This window comes from Streptomyces sp. NPDC048417, assembly GCF_040651615.1.
GTDB lineage: Bacteria > Actinomycetota > Actinomycetes > Streptomycetales > Streptomycetaceae > Streptomyces.
In genome coordinates this window covers 48,502-69,937 of record NZ_JBEZKI010000033.1, presented here as the reverse complement: position 1 = coordinate 69,937, position 21,436 = coordinate 48,502, and the positions used below count along the sequence as shown (strand labels likewise).

Sequence of the window (21,436 nt, the reverse complement as noted above, 5' to 3'; positions counted from 1 at the left end):
CCGTTGGCCTCGACGTCGATGTCCTTGCTCTTCACGCCGGGGAGATCTCTATGTGGAACGCGTCCTCGGACTCCGGCACGTCCGCGAGAGGCGTCCACGCAACCGCGGGTGTTGCGCCCACGGTCGACTCCAGCAGGCCGCTCATCTGGTTGAGCAGTTCGTCGACTCGACCAGGGGATTGAGAGGGGTGGGTGCCCAGACGGGTCTTTCCTGCAGACCGCCACCGCGGTAGCGCCGCACGGGGATGGTCATCGCCTCCTTCTTCCGTCTCGTGATCCCAGCGTCCGTCATTCGTCATGCGAGCCATGCGGACTCCTTGTGACGTAGGCGAGGGGAGACGTCCGAGCCGCCCGCGGCAGCGGACGTGCCCGTGGTGCCGGGCGCGGCCGAGTGCCCCAGGTGCCGGTGCACGAAGTGGATGGCCATCGCGCCCTCACCGGCCGCCGAGGCCACCCGCTTCACCGAGCCGCTACGGACGTCCCCTACCGCGAAGACCCCGGGCAGGCTGGTCTCCAGGGTCATGCACGAGCGCCCGCGGCCGTGCCACACCTCGGGGTAGGCGCAGGCTTCCTGGGCCTCCGGGCCGGTGATGACGAAACCGCGGGAGTCGAGGGCGATGATGCCGGCGAGCCACTCGGTGTGGGGGTCGGCGCCGGTGAAGACGAACAGGCCCCGTACCGCGAGTCGGCGGTGCCCGCCCGTGCGGTTGTCGACCACGTCGAGCTCCTCCAGCACCTCCTGGCCGATGACCTCGGTGACCTCGGTCTGCAGCATGACCTCCACCCGCGGATGGCGCTCGACCTGGTCGACCAGGTAGCGGGACATGCTGGCCTCAAGGCCGGGTCCTCGGACCAGCAGGTGCACCTTTGGCGCGTACCCGGCGAGGAACAGCACCGCCTGGCCCGCCGAGTTGCCTCCGCCGACGACGGCAACCGGGCCGGTGCGGCACTGCTGGGCCTCGTAGAAGGTCGCCGAGTAGTGGACGCTCGTTCCCTCCAGGCGTTCGATGCCGGGCACCTGAAGCCGGCGGTAGCGGGCACCCGTGGCCAGGACGACGGCGCGGGCGGCGATCTCGCTGCCGTCGGCGAACGCCACCACGTAGTGGTCCTCGCCCTTGAGAAGGAGACCGGTCGCCTCCACCGGAATGCTGATCCTGGCGCCGAACTTGTCGGCCTGGAGCACGGCGCGTTCGGTGAGTTCGGCGCCGGAGATGCCGGCGGGGAAGCCGAGCAGATTCTCGATGCGGGACGACGTGCCGGCCTGGCCGCCGGTGGCCATCGCCTCCACCACCGTGGTGCTCAGGCCCTCGGAGGCGGCGTACACCGCGGCAGCAAGGCCGGCGGGTCCCGAGCCGACGATGAGGACATCGCCGTGACGGTTTCCGGCGGGTAGTGACGGCAGGCCGATGAGCCGGGCCAGTTCCGCGTTGCTGGGGTTGCGCAACAGGGTGGTGTCCCGCCAGATGACGAGCGGTGTCTCCTCCGGGCCGACGCCGAAGCGGCGCAGCAGGTCCTCGGCCTCCTCGTCGGTCTCCAGGTCGATCCAACGGTGCGGCAGCCGGTTGCGGATGGCGAACTCGCGCAGCCGCCGGGTGTCGGGGGAGTAGCGCGAGCCGATGATACGGAAGCCGGCGCCCTGTCCGACGAGCAGCGCGCGACGGCCCAGACAGGCGCGCAGCACGACGTCCCCGATGGCGGAGTCCTTGGACACCAGGTGGCGCAACTGGTCCAAGGAGACGACGAGGACCTCGCCCGGCTCCCTGGCGACAGCGGTGTAGAAGGCCACCTGTCCGTGCAGCAGACCGAGTTCGCCGACGAAGCGACCGGGGCCGTGCACGCGCAGCACGTGCTCCTCGGGAGTGCCGTAGTCCTCGACGACGGCGACGGTACCGCTGAGGACGACGAAGAACGTCTCGCAGCGCTCCCCCTCCTGGATCAGCACGTCGTTCGGAGCCATGCTCCGGCGTTGCCCGTGCTCCGCCAGACGTGCTGTCTGGTCCTCCGCAAGGCGCGGATACGCGCCGTAGATGTCCGGGGTCTCCCAGAAGACAGCCTCGCTCGCTTCCTGAGGCACCGGTTCTCCGCCCGGCAGCGACTGGTCGCCGGACATCAGACGAACGCCTCGTGAACGTAGCACCAGCGCCAATCCTCGCCGGGCTGGAACGACTGCACGATCGGATGGACGACGGCAGCTGCGTGCCTACGCGCGTGCTTGTTCGGCGAGGAGTCACAGCAGCCGACGTGCCCGCAGGTCAGACAGAGCCTCAGGTGGACCCACGAGGAGCCGAGCAGCAGACACTCCTGACACCCCTCTGGGGTCAGCGGCTGGACCGGCCGGACAAGCGCGAGGTGAGGGTCCGCGTGCAGGGTCATCCGGATCACCCTTCCCGGGCCGTGATCGACTGTTCCACCCACCGGCGCAGAGCGGGGGCGGGCGCCGCCCCCGCCTGCCGGGCGACCGTCTCGCCCCGGTCGAGGACGAGAAGTGTCGGTACCGCCCGGACCTCGAAACGCTGCGACAGCCGCGGGTTCTTGTCGACATCGACCTTGACGAGTTTGATGCGGCCGGCGAGATCGGTGGCGACCTTCTCCAGCGCGGGGCTGACCATGCGGCAGGGGCCGCACCAGGTGGCCCACAGGTCGACCACGACGGGGACGTCGGCTCGCTCGGCGACCTCGGTGAAGTCGTCGTCGCCCGCGTCCGCCATCCACGGTAGGGGCTGCTTGCAGTGGCCGCACTTGGGGCGGCCCTCCGCGGCCACGGGCACTCGGTTGGTGCGTCCGCAGTGGGGACAACTGACGGTCGTCGCCTGCATCGTGCTCATGCCGCCCGCGCTCCCTTCACGTCCTCGGGCTGGTCGTAGGTGACCACCAGTTCTCCGTGCTCGGCGTCGACGCGGACCGTCGCGCCGTCCTGGACGTCGCCGCGCAGCAGGGCGCGTCCGACCAGTGTCTCGACCTCGTGGGAGATGTAGCGGCGCAGTGGTCGGGCCCCGTACACCGGGTCGTAGCCCTGGTGGGCGATCGCTTCCCGGGCGGCGTCGGTGAGTTCGACGGTGATGCGGCGTTCGGCGAGCCGCTGGCGCAGTTCGTCGAACTGCAGCTCCACGATCCGCTCGATCTGCCGCTCGCCGAGCGGTTTGAAGAGCACGATGTCGTCGACGCGGTTGAGGAACTCCGGGCGGAAGTGCCCGCGCAGCTCGCCCATCACCAGGGCGCGGGCGTCGGGCTTGATCTCACCTTCGGCGGTGGCGCCGTCGAGGAGGTGCTCGGAGCCGATGTTGGACGTCATGATGATCACGGTGTTGCGGAAGTCGACGGTGCGGCCCTGCGCATCGGTGATGCGGCCGTCATCGAGGATCTGCAGCAGGGTGTTGAAGACATCGGTGTGCGCCTTCTCGATCTCGTCGAACAGCACGACCGAGTACGGCTTGCGGCGTACGGCCTCGGTGAGCTGGCCGCCTTCCTCGTAGCCGACGTATCCGGGCGGTGCGCCCATGAGCCGGCTGACGGTGTGCCGCTCCTGGTACTCACTCATGTCGAGGCGGACCATGTTCTCCTCGGAGTCGAACAGGGTCCGGGCGAGGGTCTTGGCCAGCTCGGTCTTCCCGACGCCGGTGGGGCCGAGGAAGATGAACGAGCCGATGGGGCGGCGAGGGTCGCGGATGCCGGAGCGGGCGCGGATGACGGCGTCGGCGACGAGCTTGACGGCTTCGTCCTGGCCGATGACGCGCTCGCGCAGGATCTCGTCGAGGCGCAGCAGTTTCTCCCGTTCGCCCTCCTGGAGGCGGGCGACTGGGATGCCGGTCCAGGCGGCGACGATCTCGGCGATCTCCTCCTCGGTGACGACCTCGCGCAGCAGCCGGTTCTGCCCTTGTTTGGCGGCCAGTTGCTCCTCTTCCGCGGCGAGTCGGCGCTCCAGGTCCTGGAGGCGGCCGTAGCGGAGTTCGGCGGCGCGGTTGAGGTCGTAGGCGCGTTCGGCCTCCTCTGCGTCGTGGCGGACCTGCTCCAGTTCCTGGCGCAGCTCCTGCACGCGGCGGATCGCCTGCCGTTCGGCCTCCCACTGGGCGTGTTTGGCGTCGGCCTCGCCGCGCAGGTCGGCCAGTTCCCTGCGCAGCTCCTCCAGGCGGGTTTTGCTGGCGGGGTCGGTCTCCTTGGACAGGGCCGCTTCCTCGATCTCCAGGCGGGTGACGCGGCGGGTGATCTCGTCGAGTTCGGCGGGCATCGAGTCGATCTCGGTACGCAGCCGGGCGCACGCCTCGTCGACGAGGTCGATGGCCTTGTCGGGCAGGAACCGGTCGGTGATGTAGCGGTGACTGAGGGTGGCCGCGGAGACCAGCGCGTTGTCCTGGATCTTCACGCCGTGGAACACCTCCAGGCGTTCGCGCAGTCCGCGCAGGATGGAGATGGTGTCCTCCACGCTCGGCTCGTCGACCAGGACCTGCTGGAAGCGGCGTTCGAGGGCGGCGTCCTTCTCGATGTGCTTGCGGTACTCGTCGAGGGTGGTGGCGCCGATCATGTGGAGTTCGCCGCGGGCGAGCATCGGCTTGAGCATGTTGCCCGCGTCCATGGCCCCTTCGGCGGCGCCCGCTCCTACGACGGTGTGGAGTTCGTCGACGAAGAGCAGGATGCGCCCCTGGGCGGCCTTCACCTCGGACAGCACGGCCTTGAGGCGTTCCTCGAACTCGCCGCGGTACTTGGCGCCGGCGACCAGGGAGCCCATGTCGAGGGCGAACACCGTTTTGTCGCGCAGGCCCTCAGGGACGTCGCCCCGAACGACGCGCTGGGCCAGGCCCTCGACGATGGCGGTCTTGCCGACGCCGGGGTCGCCGATGAGGACGGGGTTGTTCTTGGTCTTGCGGCTGAGGATCTGGGTGACGCGGCGGATCTCCGCGTCACGGCCGATGACCGGGTCCAGCCGCCCGGACCGAGCCTCGAGGACCAGGTCGCGGCCGTACTTCTCCAGAGCCTCGTAGGCCACTTCGGGGTTGGCGGAGGTGACGCGCTGGTTGCCGCGGACCTGGGTGAGCGAGCTCAGGAACGAGTCCCTGGTGATGCCGGCCTGTTTGAGCAGGCGTCCGGCGGCGGTCGAAGAGCTCTCCTCGGCCAGGGCGAGCAGGAGGTGCTCCACGGACACGTACTCGTCCTTGAGGCGTTTGGCCTCCCGTTCGGCGGCGTCGAGCAGGCGGCCGAGGCGCTGGGTGACGAAGACCTGGCCGGGTGCCGCGCCGGGGCCGGTGACCCTCGGGCGGCGGGAGAGTTCCTCACGCACGGCCGCGCGCAGTTCCTTCGGCTCGGTGCCGGCCTGCTGCAGCAACCGCGGGATCAGACCGTCCTCCTGATCGAGAAGTGCGAGCAGCAGGTGTTCACCGTCGACCTCGGTGTGCCCCATGCCGACGGCCGCGGTCTGGGCCTCCTGGAGGGCTTCCTGGGACTTCTGGGTGAGACGGTTCATGTCCATGGGGGTGTTTCACTCCTCGTGCCGCGGCCGCGCAGGGCGGCTTCGAGCAGGCTGATGCGGTCGAGCAGGTCGAGCACCAGGCCGATGGATGCGTAGTTGAGGCAGAGTCCGGTGCGCAGCCGCTGGATGCGGGCGAGAACGGCCGGGGCCGTGGGGTCGAACACCAGGTGCCCCGCGGCGTCGCGCTCGGCGTCGACAAGGCCGAGGGCGACGAACCGGCGGATCAGATCGGGGTGGAGGCCCGAGCGACGGGCCACGGTGTCGAGGGAGAGCCTGGGGGCGGGCACGAGCGCGTACCGGACAGCCGTCGAGGCGGTGATGTCGACGCCCGTTCGTACCGGACGGGCGCCCCCGCCGGCCCGGCCGATGCCTGCGGTTCCCGCGGGTCGGTCGTTCATCGCGTCCTCCTGGGGTCGAACGAGGAAGTGGCGGCGAGCTCCTCGAACAGTTCGCGCTCCCGGTCGCCGAGGGTGGGCGGCACCATGATGCGGAGTTCGGCGTACAGGTCGCCGTTCGCGCCGCGCGAGTTCGGCATGCCCTCGCCACGCAGCCGCAGCCGCCGGCCGCTGGACGAACCCGCGGGCACCGTGACCTTGGCCGTGCCGCCGCCGGGCGTGGGCACCGGCACGGTCGCACCCAGGGCCGCCTCCCAGGGGGCGACCGGGACCTGGATGTGCACGTCGCGGCCGTCCAGCCGGAACCGGGGGTGGGGCTGGACACGCACCCGCAGGTACAGGTCGCCCGCGGCGGCGTCACCACTGCCCCGGCCGCCCTCGCCCGCCAGCCGGATGCGCTGCCCGTCGGTGACGCCCGGCGGCACGTCGACCTCGTACCGCCGCGGCTGCCCGGTGGGACCGGCGAGCGTGACGGTGCGACGGCCGCCCCTGTATGCCTCCTCGACGGTGAGCGGCAGCTCGGCCTCCTGGTCCGCTCCGGGGACGCCGCCTCGGGTGGCGCCGGCTCCGAACATGGAGCCGAACAGGTCCTCGATGTCAATGCCCTCCGCGCCGAAGTCGTCGCCGAGGCCGGTGGCGTACCGGACGCGAGGACCGCCCGCGCCCGCGGTCCTCCGACCGCGGAAGCCGCCGCCCGCTCCGGCCGCGACCCGTTCGTCGAAGTCCTCGGGGATCTTGCGGAAGTCCTCGCCGAAGCGGTCGTAGCGGGACCGGGTCTTGGGATCGGACAGTACGCTGTGTGCCTCGTTGAGGTCCTTGAAACGCTCCTCCGCCCCGGGGTCCTTGTTGACGTCGGGGTGGTACCTGCGGGCGAGTTTGCGATACGCCTGCTGGATCTCGTCCTGGCTCGCGCTCCGCGACACGCCCAGAACCTCGTAGTAGTCCCGTGCCATGACCGGTCACTCCCGCTTCGCGACGGTCACCGCGGCCGGCCTGAGTTGCCTCTCGCCGTTCCCGTAGCCGGGGCGCAACACCTCGACGACCGTGCCCGGTGGGGCGTCGGGGTCCTGGACGACGCCGACCACCTCGTGCCGGGCCGGGTCGAAGGCGACGCCGGTCTCCGCGTGCCGCGGGTAGCCGAGCAGTTCGAGGACGTTCACCGCCTGGTCGCGTACGGCCCGGATGCCCTCCATGATCGCGCCCGGATCGGCGCCGGCGTGGGTCAGGGCGAGTTCGAGGTTGTCGAGGACGGGCAGGAAGGCGGCCGCCGTGCGGGACCGCTCGACCGCCCGTTCGCGCTCCAGTTCCCTGGCGTGGCGCTTGCGAAGGTTGTCGAGGTCGGCGAGTGCGCGCCGCCAGCGGTCCTCCAGTTCCTGGATCGCGGTCGTGTACTCGTCCTCGGCAGTCACGGGGCCGGCGGCGTCGGGTCCCGGTTCGCCGTTCGCCGCTTCCGGCCGGGTCGGCGGGCCCGGTTGGGGCAAATCCGCGCGCGGAGGGCGTACGCCGCCTTCCGGGACCGGTTCGACCCGATCCGACGCTGCCCGGTCGGGTTCCTGGGGGTGGGTGGGCATGGCGCGCCTCAGCCCTTGTCGAATTCGGCGTCGATGATGTCGTCGTCACCGCCACCACCGCCGGTGGGACCACCGGTTGCGGCGTCCTGGCCGGGACCGCCCGTGGCAGCGGCGCCCTGATGGGCCGCCAGCCCGGCGAGCACCTGCTGGAGTTCGGAGGTCAGGGGCCGCACACGCTCCACGCCCGCCTCTTCCTTGACCGCCGCCCGGGCGTCGGACACGAGCATCTCGGCGCGTGCCTTCTCGTGCGCCGGCGCTGCGTCGCCCAGTTCGGCGAGGCGCTTCTCGACCTGGTACGCGATGGCGTCGAGTTCGTTGCGGGCGTCGACGGCCTCGCGGAGTGCATGGTCCTGGCCCTGGTTGCGCTCGGCCTCCTGGACCATGCGTTCGACCTCACTGCGGTCCAGGTTGGAGCTCTCGCTGATGGTGATGCCCTGTTCCTTGCCGGTGTCCCGGTCGCGGGCCTTGACGTTGAGGATGCCGTTGGCGTCGATGTCGAAGGTGACCTCGATCTGTGGTTCGCCCCGCGGTGCCGGCCGGATGTCGGTGAGCTGGAACCGGCCGAGCACGCGGTTGTCGGCCGCGGACTCACGCTCGCCCTGCAGCACCACCACATCGACGGCCGGTTGGTTGTCCTCCGCAGTGGAGAAGGTCTCGCTGCGGCGTACCGGGATGGTGGTGTTCCGCTCGACGATCTTCGTCATCACTCCGCCGCGCGTCTCCACGCCCAGCGACAAGGGTGTGACGTCGAGCAGCAGGACGTCCTTGACCTCGCCCTTGAGCACCCCGGCCTGGATCGCGGCGCCCAGGGCCACGACCTCGTCGGGGTTGACGCTCATGTTGGGTTCCTTACCGCCGGTCAGTCGGCGGACCAGGGACTGGACCGCCGGGATACGCGTGGAACCGCCGACGAGGATGACCTCGTCGATGTCGCTCTCGCCGACCTTGGCGTCGGCCATCGCCTGCTGGACCGGTCCGAGGCAGCGCTCCACCAGGTCGCCGGTGATCTGCTCGAACGTGGACCGCATGATCGAGTCGGTGAGGTGCTTGGGGCCCGAGGCGTCGGCGGTGATGAACGGCAGGCTGACCTGCGTCTGCGTCACCGAACTGAGCTCGGTCTTGGCCTTCTCCGCCGCCTCGAACAGTCGTTGCAGCGCCTGCGGGTCCTTGCGCAGGTCGATGCCGTTCTCCTTCTGGAAGTCGTCCGCGAGGTAATCCACCAGACGCCGGTCGAAGTCGTCGCCGCCCAGGTGGCTGTCGCCGGCGGTGGAGCGCACCTCCACCACGCCGTCGCCGACGTCGAGGATGCTCACGTCGAAGGTGCCGCCGCCCAGGTCGAACACGAGGACGGTCTCGTGCTCCTTCTTGTCCATGCCGTAGGCGAGGGCGGCCGCCGTCGGCTCGTTGATGATCCGCAGCACCTCCAGTCCCGCGATCCGTCCGGCGTCCTTGGTGGCGGTGCGCTGAGCGTCGTTGAAGTAGGCGGGCACCGTGATGACCGCCTCCGTGACCCGCTCCCCGAGTTGCTTGGAGGCGTCGTCGGCGAGTTTGCGCAGCACCTGCGCGCTGATCTCCTCAGGCGCATAGAGCTTGTCGCGCACCTTGAAGCGAGCCGCCCCGCCGTCGCCTTCGACGACGTCGTACGCGACCGCCCTGGCCTCCTCGGAGATCTCGTCGAAGTGCCGGCCGATGAACCGCTTGGCCGAGTAGATGGTGCCCTTCGGGTTGAGGATCGCCTGGCGCCGGGCCAGCTGGCCCACCAGACGTTCCCCGGTGTCGGTGAAGGCCACCACGGACGGTGTCGTGCGGTTGCCCTCGCTGTTGGGCACGACTGACGGCTCGCCGCCCTCCCACACGGCGATCACCGAGTTGGTGGTGCCCAGGTCGATGCCCACTGCCTTGGCCATGAGGAACTCCTCCCGGTACGACGCCTGCGTCGACTCTCCGGATCACGTTCGCTCAGGTAGAGGCGGGATCTCCGCCGGTTTCCTGCCGGTGCGCGCGGAGGGTCTCGAGCACTCCCCAGGGTGGCGAACCGGGTGGCTCCACGCCTGCGCCTGGCGAGTCAGGAATGCCCGGGTCCGGTCGCCCCACGAGGACGAGAGAAAGCATCCGGACATCTCGGATAAGCCGGGCCGGAAGCGGGTATACGAAATACCGCTCGCCTCCCTGAAGGCTCGGGGAGAACGGAGTGATCCCATGGCCGGCAGTCGGGCGCACAGCCCGTACCACCGCTGCCCCGACCGGGCGGGCAGCCTTTCGCGGGGCAGCGCCCGGTGGCACCCCACGGCCGCGCGCAGACAGCCCCGCCCACCCGCTCGCACCCCAGCCGACCATGACCCCCGCGACCTGATGGTGCTCTCCCGCACCCTGTTCGACACCCCGGACGAAGACGAGATCCTGCGACTGGCCATGGACCACATAGCCGCCGCGGGGCCATACCGCGCCGAGGCCGGATACCTGAAGATGGACGACGACCTGGTCCCCAGCCCGAAAAACGGGCAGACGCATGCTTTGGCTTTGGGCCGGAGGGTGCGGGAGCTGGCCGGGCAGGACGGCCCTGTGACCGTACCCGGCAGGCCCTGGGGCCGGGCCCTGGGGCTACGCGGACCGGAGGGACCCCACGGCTACCTCGTGGTGACGTCCTGCTCCCGGCCATCCGAGGCCGAGCTATTCCGGCTCGCCACGATCGTCCGGCACACCGCTGCTGCACTGTCAGTCGCCTTCGCGCACCGCCACCAACGCGAGGACGCGCTGGAGCTGTACCGACTCAGGGACGAACGCACAGCCCTCCAGCGGCAGCTGATCTCCGTCGTGGCTGAGCTCGGGTACCAGCGGGCCGTTCACGCGCTCATGGCCGACGTCGCTGCCTCGAGCGGCGGCGAGGAAGCCGTCACCCGCGCACTGCACAGGCTCACCGGACTCCCCGCGCTGGTCGAGGACCGCTTCGGTCGGCTGAGGTCCTGGTCCGGCCCCAGCCGCCCCGACCCCTATCCCGAACCGGACCCCGTGCGCCAGGACGAAATGCTGCACGCCGTCGCCCGGGAGGTCGGGCCGGTGCGGATAAAGGACCGGCTGATCACTCTGGTCCGCCCGCACGGCGAGATCCTGGGCGTGCTGGCCCTGGTCGATGCCCGGGACGAGGCCGACGAGCACACCGTGCTGGCGCTGGAACACGCCGCCGCGTCGCTCGCCCCGGAGCTGGCGCACCTGCGTAATCTGGCCGAAGTGGAGCTGAGGCTGCACCGCGAGCTGGTCGACGACCTCCTGGCAGGGACGGACGAGGCGAGCGCCTACGCCCGGTCCGAGGCAGTCGGACACGACCTGCACCGCAGCCACTACATCGTCGTGGTGCAGTGGCCGAACCGGACTGCGGACGATTCCTTCGCGCAGACCGTGGGACGGGCGGCGTCTGCCGTGGGTATGCGCTCGCTGCTGACCCGACGTTCCGACCACGTGGTCCTGGTCGCCGACGACAGGCCGCACCCCCGCGCGCTGTACGAGGCGCTCGCCCGGGAGACCGGGACACGGTCCGGGACGATCGGGGTGAGCGCCCCTTGCGACTCTCTGGACGAGATCCCCCACCACTACGAGGAGGCGCAGCGTGCCCTGGAAGTGCGCCGCCACTCCCGCGAGCGCTACGGCACGACGTTCTTCGACGAGCTCGGCCTCTACCGCATCCTGGGACCTGGCAACGATTACCGGGAACTGGAGACGTTCGTCCACGAGTGGCTCGGGCAGCTCATCGACTACGACTCCCGGCACCACGCGGCCATGGTGGAGACCCTGTCCCGGTACTTCGACTGCGGCGGCAACTACGACGAGACCGCCGAATCCCTCGCGATCCACCGCAGCACGTTGCGCTATCGGCTCCAGCGCATCCGCGACATCAGCGGCAGCGACCTCGCGAACGTCGAGGACCGGCTGAACCTCCAGGTGGCGACCCGAGTGTGGAAGATCGTGCTGGGCGGCCCCGGCTGATACCTCACTAGAACTTTCGTGCGATCGGCGTCAGCAGCAGTTGGGCGGGCCGCCCTGCTACAGCGCTGCAGTGGGTGGGTCGCCCTTCCTCGGTTTGATCCAGCGAGGTCGCGTCGCGCCAGAAGATGGGGGCCTTGTGGTTCATCACCGCCATCGCGATGATCGGCGGGGCGTCCGAGGGGTGCAGCCCCGCCGTTGGCTCGTCGAGCAGGTAGAGCGCGTGCCCGCGGCGGGCTCGCTGCAGTTCGGTGGCCAGTTTGATGCGTTGTGCCTCACCACCGCTGAGTTCCGTCGCGGGCTGGCCCAGCCGCAGGTACCCAAGTCCCACCTCGCGCAACGTCTCCAGACTGCGGGAGGCGGCCGGGACGGCGGACAGGAACTCGGCGGCGGAGTCGACGGACAGCGCCAGCACTTCCGCGATGTTCTTGCCGCGGTAGGCGACTTCCAGCGTTTCGGCGTTGTACCGGGCGCCCTCGCAGGTCGGGCACGGCGCGTAGGTGCCGGGCAGGAACAGCAGTTCCACCGCGACGAATCCTTCGCCCTGGCAGGTCTCGCACCGCCCTTCGGGCACGTTGAAGGAGAACCGTCCGGCCGAGTAGCCGCGCGCCCTGGCCTCGTCCGTCGCCGCGTACAGCTTGCGCACCGCGTCGAACATCCCCGTGTACGTGGCCAGGTTGGACCGGGGAGTTCGGCCGATGGGCCGTTGGTCGACCCGGACCAGCCGGTCGAACGACTCGACCCCCGACGCGTCCTGGACGTCGACCTCCAGCTGCGCCTCGTCGGGCTCCTCGGGTGCGAGTCCGAGGTGGCCGCGGACGACCTCGGCGAGCACCTGCGTCACCAGCGTCGACTTTCCGGAACCGGACACGCCCGTCACCGCCGTCAGTACGCAGAGCGGTACGTCGACGGACACGTCGTGCAGATTGTGGCGGGAGACGCCGCTCAGGTGCAGCCAGCCGTGCGGTGTGCGCGGGCGGTGACCGAGCGGCTGGGCGTGCCCGAACAGGTACTGGCTCGTGGCCGACTCGCCGACCCGCTCAAGACCGGCGACCGGGCCGCTGTACAGCACGCGTCCGCCGCCCTCGCCCGCGCCGGGGCCGATGTCGACCACCCAGTCCGCCCGCCGTACGACGTCCATGTCGTGCTCCACGACGAACAGCGAGTTGCCCGCCGCCTTGAGGCGGTCCAGCACGTCCAGCAGCGGTTCGGCGTCAGCCGGGTGCAGGCCCGCGGAGGGTTCGTCGAGGACGTAGACGACGCCGAACAGCCCCGAGCGCAGCTGGGTGGCGATCCGCAGGCGCTGCGCCTCGCCGGGCGACAGGGTCGTCGAGCGGCGCCCGAGGCTGAGATATCCGAGGCCCAGGTGGAGCAGTACGTCGACCCGCGCGACCAGATCGCCGCAGATCCGGACCGCGACCTCGGTCGTCTCCCCGGATCGGGCGGTCGACGTGGTGGCGTCGGCCTCGGACCGCCCCCCGACGGGCCGCAGCAGCGCCACGACCTCGGTGAGCGGCATCGCGTTGATCTCGGCGATGGAACGTCCGACGAAGGTCACGGCGAGCGCCTCGGGCCGCAGTCCGCTGCCGTGACACTCCGGGCAGGGCACACTCCTGACGAACCGGAGCGCCCGTTCGCGCATCTTCTCGCTCTTGGAGTCGGCGAGGACGTGCATGACGTGCTTGCGGGCGCTCCAGAACTTGCCCTGGTAGCCGTAGTCGACGCGGTCCTCCTCCGGCTCGATGTAGACGGAGGGCTGCTCGTCCGTGTACAGCAGCCAGTCCCGGTCCTTCTTCCTGAGCCTGCGCCACGGTCGGTCGATGTCGATCCCCAGGCCGCTCACGACACTGCGCAGGTTGGCGCCCTGCCAGGCGCCCGGCCAGGCGGCGATCGCCCCCTCGCGGATGCTCAGCGAGGGGTCCGGGACGAGCAGATCCTCGGCGACGTCGTGCACGACGCCCAGTCCGTGGCACTCCGGGCAGGCGCCGGCCGCGGTGTTGGGTGAGAACGACTCGGCTTCCAGCGGTGCGGCCCGGGGCGGATAGGTGCCGGCGCGGGAGTACAGCATGCGCAGCAGATTGGACAGCGTGGTGATGGTGCCGACCGTCGAGCGGGAGCTGGGCGATCCGCGTCGCTGCTGCAGGGCCACGGCCGGTGGCAGTCCGGTGATTTCCTGCACGTGCGGTGCGCCGACCTGTTGCAACAGCCTTCGGGCGTACGGTGCTACGGACTCGAAGTAGCGCCGCTGGGCCTCAGCGTAGAGCGTGCCGAACGCGAGCGAGGACTTGCCCGAACCGGAGACGCCGGTGAAGGCGACCATCGCGTCCCGCGGAACGTCGACATCGATGTTCCGCAGGTTGTTCTCACTGGCGCCCCGGACATGGACGAAGGGATCGGGCGCGTCCTTGTTCACCGTTCCTGATTACCTGATCGCGCCGGGAACCGCGCGACAGGCGCCGTCACCGGGCCCCGCTCACACGAGCATCCGGAGAATCCCGGTATGAGCCGCTTCCTGGGAACATTCGAGGGTGCTTCACCGTTGATGCGTATGTGGACGTGAAGGGAACTGTGTCCCCGGGCCTCACCCTTTGCCCATGAGGACGATCGTTCGGCTGAAGCCTTATGGAGCCCCCGCCGCGAGGCGACCGCCCTTCGCGCCCACTCTCGATCGGCCCCGGCTGGGGATCCCCCGAACCAGTCGGGGCCTTCGCCTGCCCCCCACCGGCGTCCTTCGGCGAACGCGGTGGTTCGCCTCCCGGTGGCGCACTCGCCCCGGCGGCTCAGCCCCAGGTCGCGAGCATGCGCCCCATGGCGGCCGTGACCGAGGGCTCGACCCGGTAGGAGACCCACGTGCCACGCCGCTCGGAGGTGAGCAGCCCGGCCTCCTCGAGCTTCTTCAGACGGTGGGAGACGGTCGGCACGGGGTGGACGAGGAGTTCTGACCTACCGACTGCACTGCTGGCAGGGGCCAGCGTGTCACGCGGTGTCGGCGATACCCCGGGGGCATCCTGTGGGCACGGGCGATCGCGGGGGCAGCAGACGAGAAGGAATCATGCGGGTGTCGTCTCAGGGCGTTACGGTCGTGGCTCTCCTGGCCGATCCGGACGCGCCCACGGAGATCGCGCAGCGCATGGCCCGGATACTTCCTGCTCGGCTCGCCGACAAGTCAGGCCAAGGGGCGACGGTTCGACGTGGAGGTGGTCAGTGAGCCCTTCACCGCAGGGACCGAGGACCCGTCTACCCTGATGCGCCGAACCATGGACCGCGGAAGTGCGGAGAACTGGGACATCGTGGTGGCCCTCACCGACCTGCCGCTGCACTCACACGGGCGCAAGCTCGTGGTGGACCTGAGTCACGAACACGGCTTGGCGCTGCTGTCTCTTCCTCCGCTGGGGGGCTTCCGGCTGCAGACAAGGACCCGGCAGGCCGTGGAAGAACCATCCGGGCCAGGTCGGTGAGGAGGAGATCGCCGACCTGCGGTACGTCGTCAGCGGGCCGCGCGGTCACCTGAGGGTGCTCCTCGGTATGGTTCGCGCCAACCGGCCGTGGCGCCTGGTGCCGGGCTTGTCGAAAGCCCTGGCGGCCGCACTCGCCACGGGAGCAGTCGCCACGGTGAACTTCACCATCTGGAGCCTGGCCGTGTCCCTGAGCACGCCGCGCCTAGTGATCGCCATGGTGGGCTGAGGGGCCTCCGGGAAGTCAGCCGCTGCGGGGCCCTTCACCGGTCGTCTCGCGCCTGCTTCGCCGGAGGCGAGGAAGAGGGCGGCTCTCCACAACGCCTCGGACGGTCGTGACCGTGGGTATCGGGGTGCTCGTCTGCTACGTGGGTTTGATGGTCATCAGCTTGGTGTGGGCGCTGTTCATCCTCGACGACCGAGTGTTCGCTTCCATGACACGGACCCCGCTGCACGGTACGGAGTACTGGACGTTGTCCTGGTTCGTCGCTTCGGTCGCCACGGTGGGCGGCGCGCTGGGATCGCGCTTGGAGAGCGACGAGGCGATCCGGGCAGCCGCCTACTCCAAGCGCGAACAGGAGCGTCGCAGCGTGCTGCAGGGCGACCACGGTGACTAGCTGGTGACCTCGGTCGGAGATGTGCCGTCGGTTGGTGGTCGTCCGGGTCCGGAGATCCGCTGATCGGTCCGTGCGTGGTCGTTTCGCCTTGCGGGCCGACGGGGACCCGGAAGGCACGCCGTCGAGCGCCGAGGCTCCGACGGGCAGGCCCACGGCGGCATCACCGGTCCATCTGAAACCGGGTGGACGGCCCACAGAGGCATACCGAAGTCATGGTTCCCGTCGCACCAACTCCCGGGAGTCAGGCTCTGTTTACCGTCTCCATCGCACCTGTGCTGCGGTCCTGCCGCGGCACTGAAGGAAGCGATCATGAAAGCAGCGGTATATGAAGGACCGCGAACGGTCACAGGGAAGGACGTACCGGACGCGAAGATCGAACACCCCTGCGACATCATCGTCAAGATCACCACCACCAACATCTGCGGTTCGGACCTGCACATGTACGAGGGCCGCACCTCGTTCGAGTCCGGCCGCACCCTGGGACACGAGAACATGGGCCAGGTCGTGGAGGTCGGCTCGGCCGTCCGCAAGGTCCAGGTCGGCGAGTATGTGGTTCTGCCCTTCAACATCGCCTGCGGCTTCTGCAAGCAGTGCGAGCGGGGTCTGACCAACTACTGCCTGACCATGCAGCCGGAACCGGCCCTTGCCGGAGCCGCCTACGGATTCGCCGACATGGGCCCCTACCAGGGCGGCCAGGCGGAACTTCTGCGCGTGCCCTACGGCGACTTCAACGCGCTGCGTCTGGGTGGGGACGCCGCCGAGCGGCAGACCGACTATGTGATGCTCGCCGACATCTTCCCCACCGGCTATCACGCCACCGAGAGGCGCACGTCAAACCGGGTGACCAGACGATCGTCTTCGGGGCCGGCCCCGTCGGGCTGATGGCGGCCTACTCCGCCCTCCTCAAGGGCGCCGGGCGTGTCTGGGTGGCTGACCACCAGCCCGACCGGCTGCGCAAGGCGGAGGAGATCGGGGCCATCCCGATCAACCCCGCCGAGCAGAAGCCGGCGGAGGTCGTCAAGGAGGCCACCCTCGGTCTGGGCGCCGACAACGGCTGTGAGTGCGTCGGATACCAGGCGCACGACCCCGAGGGACACGAGGACGCCAGCCTCACGCTCAACGGCCTGATCGACTCGGTCAGGTTCACCGGCGACATCGGCGTGGTGGGCGTGTTCCTGCCCGAAGACCCCGGCGGCGCGGAGGCCCAGGGGGAGCTGGAAGCTCAGGGCAAGGTCCCGATCGACTTCGGCATGATGTGGTTCAAGGGCCAGCACATGGGCACCGGGCAGGCGCCGGTGAAGAGGTACAACCGGGCGCTGCGGGATCTGATCGCCGGAGAGAAGGCGAAGCCGAGCTTCGTCGTCTCCCACGAACTCAGCCTGGACGAGGCCCCCACCGCCTACGAACACTTCGACGCCCGTGACGAGGGCTGGACCAAGGTGGTCCTGCATCCGAACGGACACGGGAACGGCCACAAGCGGTAGGCGACCCCGGGCCGTCGTCCCGCCTGGTCCCCCGGACCGGTCCGGGGGACGGGTGGCGATCTGCCCGTCCTCCGGCCGGGGCTGGGGGCAATCGCCTGCGCTTCGGTCGGACCCGAACCAACGGCGGTTGCCCGCGCTCCGGCCCGGAAGACGGACTGGGACGCTCAGCAGCGTCCGCAGTGGCAGCACCCCGTCCCAGCGGCTGCGGCCGCCAGCATGTTCCCGGGCCGTGTGAGAGGCTTCCTTGCCCGCCGGCTGCCGCACCTCAGCCCGGCCGACGCGACCCGGCAGGGCGTTCCGGCTAGGCTCACACCCGTGACGTGGCTGCGGACCTTCGGGGAGGTCGTGCGATCCGGGCTCACGATCGAGGAGACGCGGCTGGAGCCCCTGCTCGCGCTGCGCACGGCCGCTGGGGTGGCGATCGTCGTCGGGCCGGCGCTGTGGTTGGTCTCCCCTGCGTATGCCGCGTCCGCCGCCCTCGGTGCCTACTCCGCGGGTGGGGCCACCTTCCAGCGCACCTGGCGTCCACGCAAGGTGATCGCGCTCGGCGCGGGCGCGGGTCTGGCGCTCAGCACCTTCGTGGGCTACCTGGCGGCGGGGCGACTCGTGACGTTCCTCCCACTGCTTGCCGTATGGGCCTTTGTCGCGGGGATGGCGTGGGCCGTCGGATCCACCGCTGGGATCGTCGCAGCCACGACGGTCGGCAGCATGCTGGTGACCATCACCCTGCCCACGAGCGTCGGGCGAGCCCTGGAGCACGCCGGGGTCATCGCGCTCGGAGGCGTGGCACAAGCCATGCTGATCCTGCTGTTCCCGATCCGCCGTTGGGGGGCGCATCGTGACGCGCTTGCCGACGCCCTGGCCGCCGTGGCGGACTACGCCCGCCGGCTGCGGCACGACCCGACCGCCCCGTTCGACCCGGAACCGCTGATGACGGCCCGGGACGCGGCCGCCGTGACACCGTCACAGGCCCGCACCCGTCCCTCCGTCCTCCACGGCCCCCGGGGACTCGCCGAGCGCATCCGGCCGGTCGTCGCCGCGCTCGCCGACCCGGACGTCGGCGCCCCGGCGGAGGGACCCGGGCGGGACCGCGCTCGGGAGCTGCTCGACGCGGCCGCCGACGTCCTGGACGCGGCCGCCCGTTCGATCCGCCGCGGCACTCCCGCCGATGTGCCGCCCGGGAGCACGGACGTCCTGCGCGTCGACGAGGAGCACGAGGTACTGGAGGGCCCCGCGCGGCAAGCCGCCGAGCGGCTCGTGGAACTGCTCGGCGAGGCGTTGGAGATCGCCAGGAGCGGCGGCGCGCGCGGAAGGACGCCCATGCCGCCCGGCCCCGCCGGCGCCCAGTTCCTGGTGCGCCCGACAATGCTCCGGCTGGTCCCGGTCGTCGTCCGGGCGGTCCGCCGTGAGTTCCGCCGGGACTCGCCCGTGTTCCGGCATGCCGTACGCCTGGCGGCGGTGGCCACGCTCGGCTATCTGATCGCCGCCCGGCTACCCCTGGGCCACGGCTACTGGGCGCCCATCGCCTCGGTGATGGTGATGCGGCCGGACTTCCACCGGACGTACGCGCGTGCGGTGGCCCGTCTCGCCGGGACCCTGGCGGGGGTCGCACTCGCCACCGTGATGGTGCGGGCCCTGGGCCCGGACGCCCATGTGTTCGGCGCGCTGGCGGTGGTCTCGGCGTGCCTGTCGTACACGCTGATCCGTACCGGCTACGCCTACTCCCAGTGCTTCACCGCCGCGTACGTCGTCTTCCTGCTCGGCATGGGCGGCCAGGCATGGGAACAGACGGTCCTGGAGCGGGTGGTGCTCACCCTGCTCGGCGGGGCCCTGGCCATGCTGGCGTACGTGGTGTTCCCCGCGTGGGAGACACCCCGACTGCCGGGCCGGCTCGCGGAGTGGCTCGCCGCCAACGGCCGCTACGCGGCCGCGGTGCTCCGCAGCTACGCCGAACCGACCCGGGAGCATCGCGCCGACATGCGCAGGGCACTGCTGGGGAGCAGGGAGGCACGTGCCGCCTGGCAGGAGGCATACGACCGGGCAAGGCAGGAACCGGTCCGTCCCAGGGGTCTGACGTCGCGCGAGGCGGAGGAGGCGCAGGAGGCGCTCAAGGGGTTCGGCCGGGCGGCGATGCTCATGGAGAGCCACGTCCCGCGGGCTGACAGCCGTTTCGTCCCCGAGGCGGAGCGGTTCGCCGAGGCCCTGGAGGCGGACACCGAGCAGGCGGCAGTCGACGTGCGCGAGCACAGAAATCCAGACTGGGGGCGCGTGGAGGAGGCGCTCCACGCGTGGGAGGGCGCCGCCGCGGACCGGGACCCGGTGGTGCGGCGCGAGGCGGAACTGCAGAAGCGGGCCTTGGAGGACCTCGCGACGGCCGTGAGCCGCACACCCCTGGAACGGGACGTCGGCTCCGCTCGCGAGGAGCAGCGGGTGCGGGCGGCCGTGGCGGCGGAAGGTGACGGATCAGGACCCGCGCCCCGGTGTGGGTGACGGCGCTGGCGGCGGGGAGCGCCGTGCCTCCTGGAGCGGGAAGTAGTCTCCCGGCCGTGTCGAGCGCCGCCACACGTACGCCGCTGTCGCCATCACGAGGATCAGCCCCGCCAGGATGAGCAGTTCGACCCCCTCGACGTTCCACCGGAAGGACTTCTCCGCCTCGGCCGTCACGATGAGCACCCTGCGGATGCCGGCAATCAGGCCGACGACGAGGAACGGCTCCGCGTCGAGGGTCTGGTTCCTGATGGTGAGGCGGACGGTGTGGAGCAGCTCGGCCACGATGAACAGCACGAGGCCGTTGTCCAGGGCGGAAAGAACTACCGTCTCCTCTCGGTACGGACCCTGGATCGACCTGATGACGTCGTGGACGACCCCGACGGTCAGGAGCCCCGCGAGCAGTACGAGGAGCGCAGCGACGACGAGGTGGATGCCGTCCTCGATGAGCTGCAGGAAGCCCTGTACCCGGCCGCCCTCGATCTTCGGGAGATTGGGTCGCACAGTCAGCATGCTAGGGGTGCCCCGGCCCACAGTCGCGTCCTGCTGCCGAACGGGTGGACGAGGGGATCCCTCCCCGTGGTGACAGCCGGGGAAGCGGCGAGACGCGACATCACCGTGAAATTCCAGGAGCGGCGAGTGGAACTGGAGAAGTTGATCACCAGTCGACTGGACTACTTCCTGTATCGACAGGCGAAGGGCGACTCACTTGAGCCGGAGAACTACCGCGGCAGGGACATCGAAGGGCTGTAACTCCCGGGGCCCTCCCCCGGCATGGTTGAGTGAGCGCCTTCGGATCACTTGGCTAACCGGCGACACCGCGCTGTATTGCTCCGCCTCGAAGCTGTCCGGGCCGATATACGTCCACTCGTGTGGACCGGCTGTCGCAGCCCGGGCCCGTTGCCTACTGCTCTCTCCAGCAGGAAACGCCTATCCAGTTCGGCGCCGTGACTGCCCCGGCCTTCCGCGACTCCATCGGCAACGGCACCCACGCCTGGACCACGCTCCAGAAGCCAAGCCACCCACGCCTCAAAGCGGCGTAACACAGGAGTACGTTCTTGAAGTTGTCCACACGGTGGCCCTGGCCTGCGACGATGCGAGGTTGGGCGCCTCTGGCCTGCGTAGATGAGTCTTGCCGAGTCTTTCAGGATCGTGCCGCGTTACGCGGTCGGTTCTCCCCACGCGCTCCCCAGGGCGTCGAGACTCCCCGAATTCTCCCCAGAGAGAACGGTGAAAGGCACGGTCTCTTGGCGCCGATGGGCTGAGAGCGTACGAATTCAGTGGAGAGTGGCAGCTGCTCCCAGGAAGAGTCTCTGTCGTGGCTCCGACGCCGACGCACCGTCGTGGACTGGCGCCCAGCTTCTCGAACGCCGGTCCGCTCGCCGGCACGGCGCCGACGGTCGGCGTACTCGGGCTCTTCTCCCTGCTTCCCGAGGAGCAGGTGGCCGTTGTGGACGGTGGAGGGACGGTGACCTGAGGGTCGCCGAACTGGCTGTCGGGGGAGGAGGAACGGGTGCCGACTCCGGTTCCTCTCCCACCGGTGTCCCGTGTCAGGGCCGGACCAGGGGGCCCGTCCTGATGACCGGCTCGGTGTGCTCGACGGTGAATGCGTGGACGGCTGTCACGACCGTGTGCTGATCGGCGACCAGGTCGGCGACATGCTTGGACGCCAGGATCTCGGCCACGGCGGCGCGGCTGTCGGCTCCGAGGACGACACATCCGTGGTAGCGGCGGTTGGTCGGATTGTCGTGCGAGATGCCGGGCGTCGGGTGCGGAAGCGAGGTCCAGGGCAGGAAGGTGTATGTGCGGAGGTCACGCGCGCCGGCCTCATGGAGCGCGGGGCCGATGCGGTCGTGGACGTACCCGCGGAACGCGCGGCGGCTCACTCCGCGACGTTGGCGCAGCAGAAGGACGGTGCGGTGGCCGACGTCGGCGTCGTGGCCGTCGGTCCACCAGCGGCCTCTTCGTGGGCCGGTCAGGTTTCCGAGA

Annotated in this window: 15 protein-coding genes and 3 pseudogenes; 5 read left to right on the top strand and 13 right to left on the bottom strand. The window is 70.2% G+C overall.

What is annotated here, in order from left to right; translation table 11 throughout:
• Positions 1-31: 31 nt before the first annotated feature.
• From AB0D59_RS40270 to dnaK, 9 genes are read right to left on the bottom strand one after another with little or no spacing between them, the layout of a single operon-like run.
• Entirely contained in the window at positions 32-307 is a 276-nt protein-coding gene (locus AB0D59_RS40270; RefSeq protein ID WP_362576159.1) for a hypothetical protein, read from the bottom strand.
• Positions 295-2,109, bottom strand: coding sequence for an FAD-dependent oxidoreductase (locus tag AB0D59_RS40265; protein WP_362576157.1), 1,815 nt, complete (start codon positions 2,107-2,109; stop codon positions 295-297). The genes AB0D59_RS40270 and AB0D59_RS40265 overlap by 13 nt, the downstream gene beginning before the upstream one ends.
• The gene (locus AB0D59_RS40260; protein ID WP_362576155.1) at positions 2,109-2,372 is read right to left on the bottom strand and encodes a UBP-type zinc finger domain-containing protein; all 264 of its coding nucleotides are present in this window, start codon (positions 2,370-2,372) and stop codon (positions 2,109-2,111) included. Before AB0D59_RS40260 ends, AB0D59_RS40265 begins: the two co-directional genes overlap by 1 nt.
• A gap of 5 nt (positions 2,373-2,377) precedes the next feature.
• Positions 2,378-2,824, bottom strand: a complete 447-nt coding sequence (gene trxA / locus AB0D59_RS40255; protein WP_362576153.1) for a thioredoxin — start codon at positions 2,822-2,824, stop codon at positions 2,378-2,380.
• Positions 2,821-5,460, bottom strand: a complete 2,640-nt coding sequence (gene clpB / locus AB0D59_RS40250) for an ATP-dependent chaperone ClpB (RefSeq protein ID WP_362576151.1) — start codon at positions 5,458-5,460, stop codon at positions 2,821-2,823. Before clpB ends, trxA begins: the two co-directional genes overlap by 4 nt.
• Positions 5,451-5,858, bottom strand: a complete 408-nt coding sequence (locus AB0D59_RS40245; RefSeq protein ID WP_362576149.1) for a chaperone modulator CbpM — start codon at positions 5,856-5,858, stop codon at positions 5,451-5,453. The genes clpB and AB0D59_RS40245 overlap by 10 nt, the downstream gene beginning before the upstream one ends.
• Positions 5,855-6,808: a J domain-containing protein gene (locus tag AB0D59_RS40240; RefSeq protein WP_362576147.1), complete on the bottom strand. Its 954-nt coding sequence runs from the start codon at positions 6,806-6,808 to the stop codon at positions 5,855-5,857. The genes AB0D59_RS40245 and AB0D59_RS40240 overlap by 4 nt, the downstream gene beginning before the upstream one ends.
• 6 nt (positions 6,809-6,814) lie before the next feature.
• Entirely contained in the window at positions 6,815-7,426 is a 612-nt protein-coding gene (locus AB0D59_RS40235; RefSeq protein WP_362576145.1) for a nucleotide exchange factor GrpE, read from the bottom strand.
• Positions 7,427-7,434: 8 nt separating this feature from the next.
• Positions 7,435-9,333, bottom strand: coding sequence for a molecular chaperone DnaK (dnaK, locus tag AB0D59_RS40230; protein ID WP_362576144.1), 1,899 nt, complete (start codon positions 9,331-9,333; stop codon positions 7,435-7,437).
• Between the two features lie 292 nt (positions 9,334-9,625).
• Between dnaK and AB0D59_RS40225 the strand changes: the two genes are divergently transcribed.
• Entirely contained in the window at positions 9,626-11,407 is a 1,782-nt protein-coding gene (locus tag AB0D59_RS40225; protein ID WP_362576142.1) for a helix-turn-helix domain-containing protein, read from the top strand.
• 7 nt (positions 11,408-11,414) lie between these two features.
• Here AB0D59_RS40225 and AB0D59_RS40220 read toward each other — a convergent pair whose 3' ends face one another.
• Both AB0D59_RS40220 and AB0D59_RS40215 read right to left on the bottom strand, forming a co-directional pair.
• Entirely contained in the window at positions 11,415-13,817 is a 2,403-nt protein-coding gene (locus AB0D59_RS40220) for an excinuclease ABC subunit UvrA (protein WP_362576141.1), read from the bottom strand.
• Positions 13,818-14,184: 367 nt separating this feature from the next.
• Positions 14,185-14,322: pseudogene (locus AB0D59_RS40215) on the bottom strand (transcriptional regulator); the annotation flags it as partial.
• Positions 14,323-14,456: 134 nt separating this feature from the next.
• Between AB0D59_RS40215 and AB0D59_RS40210 the strand changes: the two are divergent.
• The 3 genes and pseudogenes from AB0D59_RS40210 (at position 14,457) to AB0D59_RS40200 (ending at position 19,450) form a co-directional block, all read left to right on the top strand.
• Positions 14,457-15,476, top strand: a pseudogene (locus AB0D59_RS40210) (hypothetical protein).
• 309 nt (positions 15,477-15,785) lie between these two features.
• Positions 15,786-16,960: pseudogene (locus tag AB0D59_RS40205) on the top strand (glutathione-independent formaldehyde dehydrogenase).
• Between the two features lie 315 nt (positions 16,961-17,275).
• Positions 17,276-19,450 carry an FUSC family protein gene (locus AB0D59_RS40200; RefSeq protein WP_362576139.1) on the top strand — a complete coding sequence of 725 codons (2,175 nt, stop codon included), beginning with the start codon at positions 17,276-17,278 and terminating at the stop codon, positions 19,448-19,450.
• Here the strand turns inward: AB0D59_RS40200 and AB0D59_RS40195 are convergent.
• Positions 19,424-19,960 (bottom strand): phosphate-starvation-inducible PsiE family protein, encoded by a 537-nt coding sequence (locus tag AB0D59_RS40195; RefSeq protein ID WP_362576137.1) that lies wholly within the window; start codon positions 19,958-19,960, stop codon positions 19,424-19,426. The genes AB0D59_RS40200 and AB0D59_RS40195 overlap by 27 nt on opposite strands.
• A gap of 805 nt (positions 19,961-20,765) precedes the next feature.
• Between AB0D59_RS40195 and AB0D59_RS40190 the strand changes: the two genes are divergently transcribed.
• Complete coding sequence (locus tag AB0D59_RS40190; RefSeq protein WP_362576136.1) at positions 20,766-20,924, top strand: hypothetical protein; 159 nt, start codon at positions 20,766-20,768, stop codon at positions 20,922-20,924.
• A 73-nt stretch (positions 20,925-20,997) separates the two neighbouring features.
• Here the strand turns inward: AB0D59_RS40190 and AB0D59_RS40185 are convergent, their stop codons facing one another.
• Positions 20,998-21,333, bottom strand: a complete 336-nt coding sequence (locus AB0D59_RS40185; protein ID WP_362576134.1) for a hypothetical protein — start codon at positions 21,331-21,333, stop codon at positions 20,998-21,000.
• Positions 21,334-21,436: the final 103 nt, after the last annotated feature.

Coding starts and splice junctions, on each gene's coding strand:
- AB0D59_RS40225 (WP_362576142.1), top strand. CDS start 9,626: ATGGCCGGCAGTCGGGCGCACAGCCCGTACCACCGCTGCCCCGACCGG.
- dnaK (WP_362576144.1), bottom strand. CDS start 9,333: ATGGCCAAGGCAGTGGGCATCGACCTGGGCACCACCAACTCGGTGATC.
- AB0D59_RS40195 (WP_362576137.1), bottom strand. CDS start 19,960: ATGCTGACTGTGCGACCCAATCTCCCGAAGATCGAGGGCGGCCGGGTA.
- AB0D59_RS40270 (WP_362576159.1), bottom strand. CDS start 307: ATGGCTCGCATGACGAATGACGGACGCTGGGATCACGAGACGGAAGAA.
- AB0D59_RS40265 (WP_362576157.1), bottom strand. CDS start 2,109: ATGTCCGGCGACCAGTCGCTGCCGGGCGGAGAACCGGTGCCTCAGGAA.
- AB0D59_RS40240 (WP_362576147.1), bottom strand. CDS start 6,808: ATGGCACGGGACTACTACGAGGTTCTGGGCGTGTCGCGGAGCGCGAGC.
- AB0D59_RS40260 (WP_362576155.1), bottom strand. CDS start 2,372: ATGACCCTGCACGCGGACCCTCACCTCGCGCTTGTCCGGCCGGTCCAG.
- AB0D59_RS40235 (WP_362576145.1), bottom strand. CDS start 7,426: ATGCCCACCCACCCCCAGGAACCCGACCGGGCAGCGTCGGATCGGGTC.
- clpB (WP_362576151.1), bottom strand. CDS start 5,460: ATGGACATGAACCGTCTCACCCAGAAGTCCCAGGAAGCCCTCCAGGAG.
- AB0D59_RS40245 (WP_362576149.1), bottom strand. CDS start 5,858: ATGAACGACCGACCCGCGGGAACCGCAGGCATCGGCCGGGCCGGCGGG.
- trxA (WP_362576153.1), bottom strand. CDS start 2,824: ATGAGCACGATGCAGGCGACGACCGTCAGTTGTCCCCACTGCGGACGC.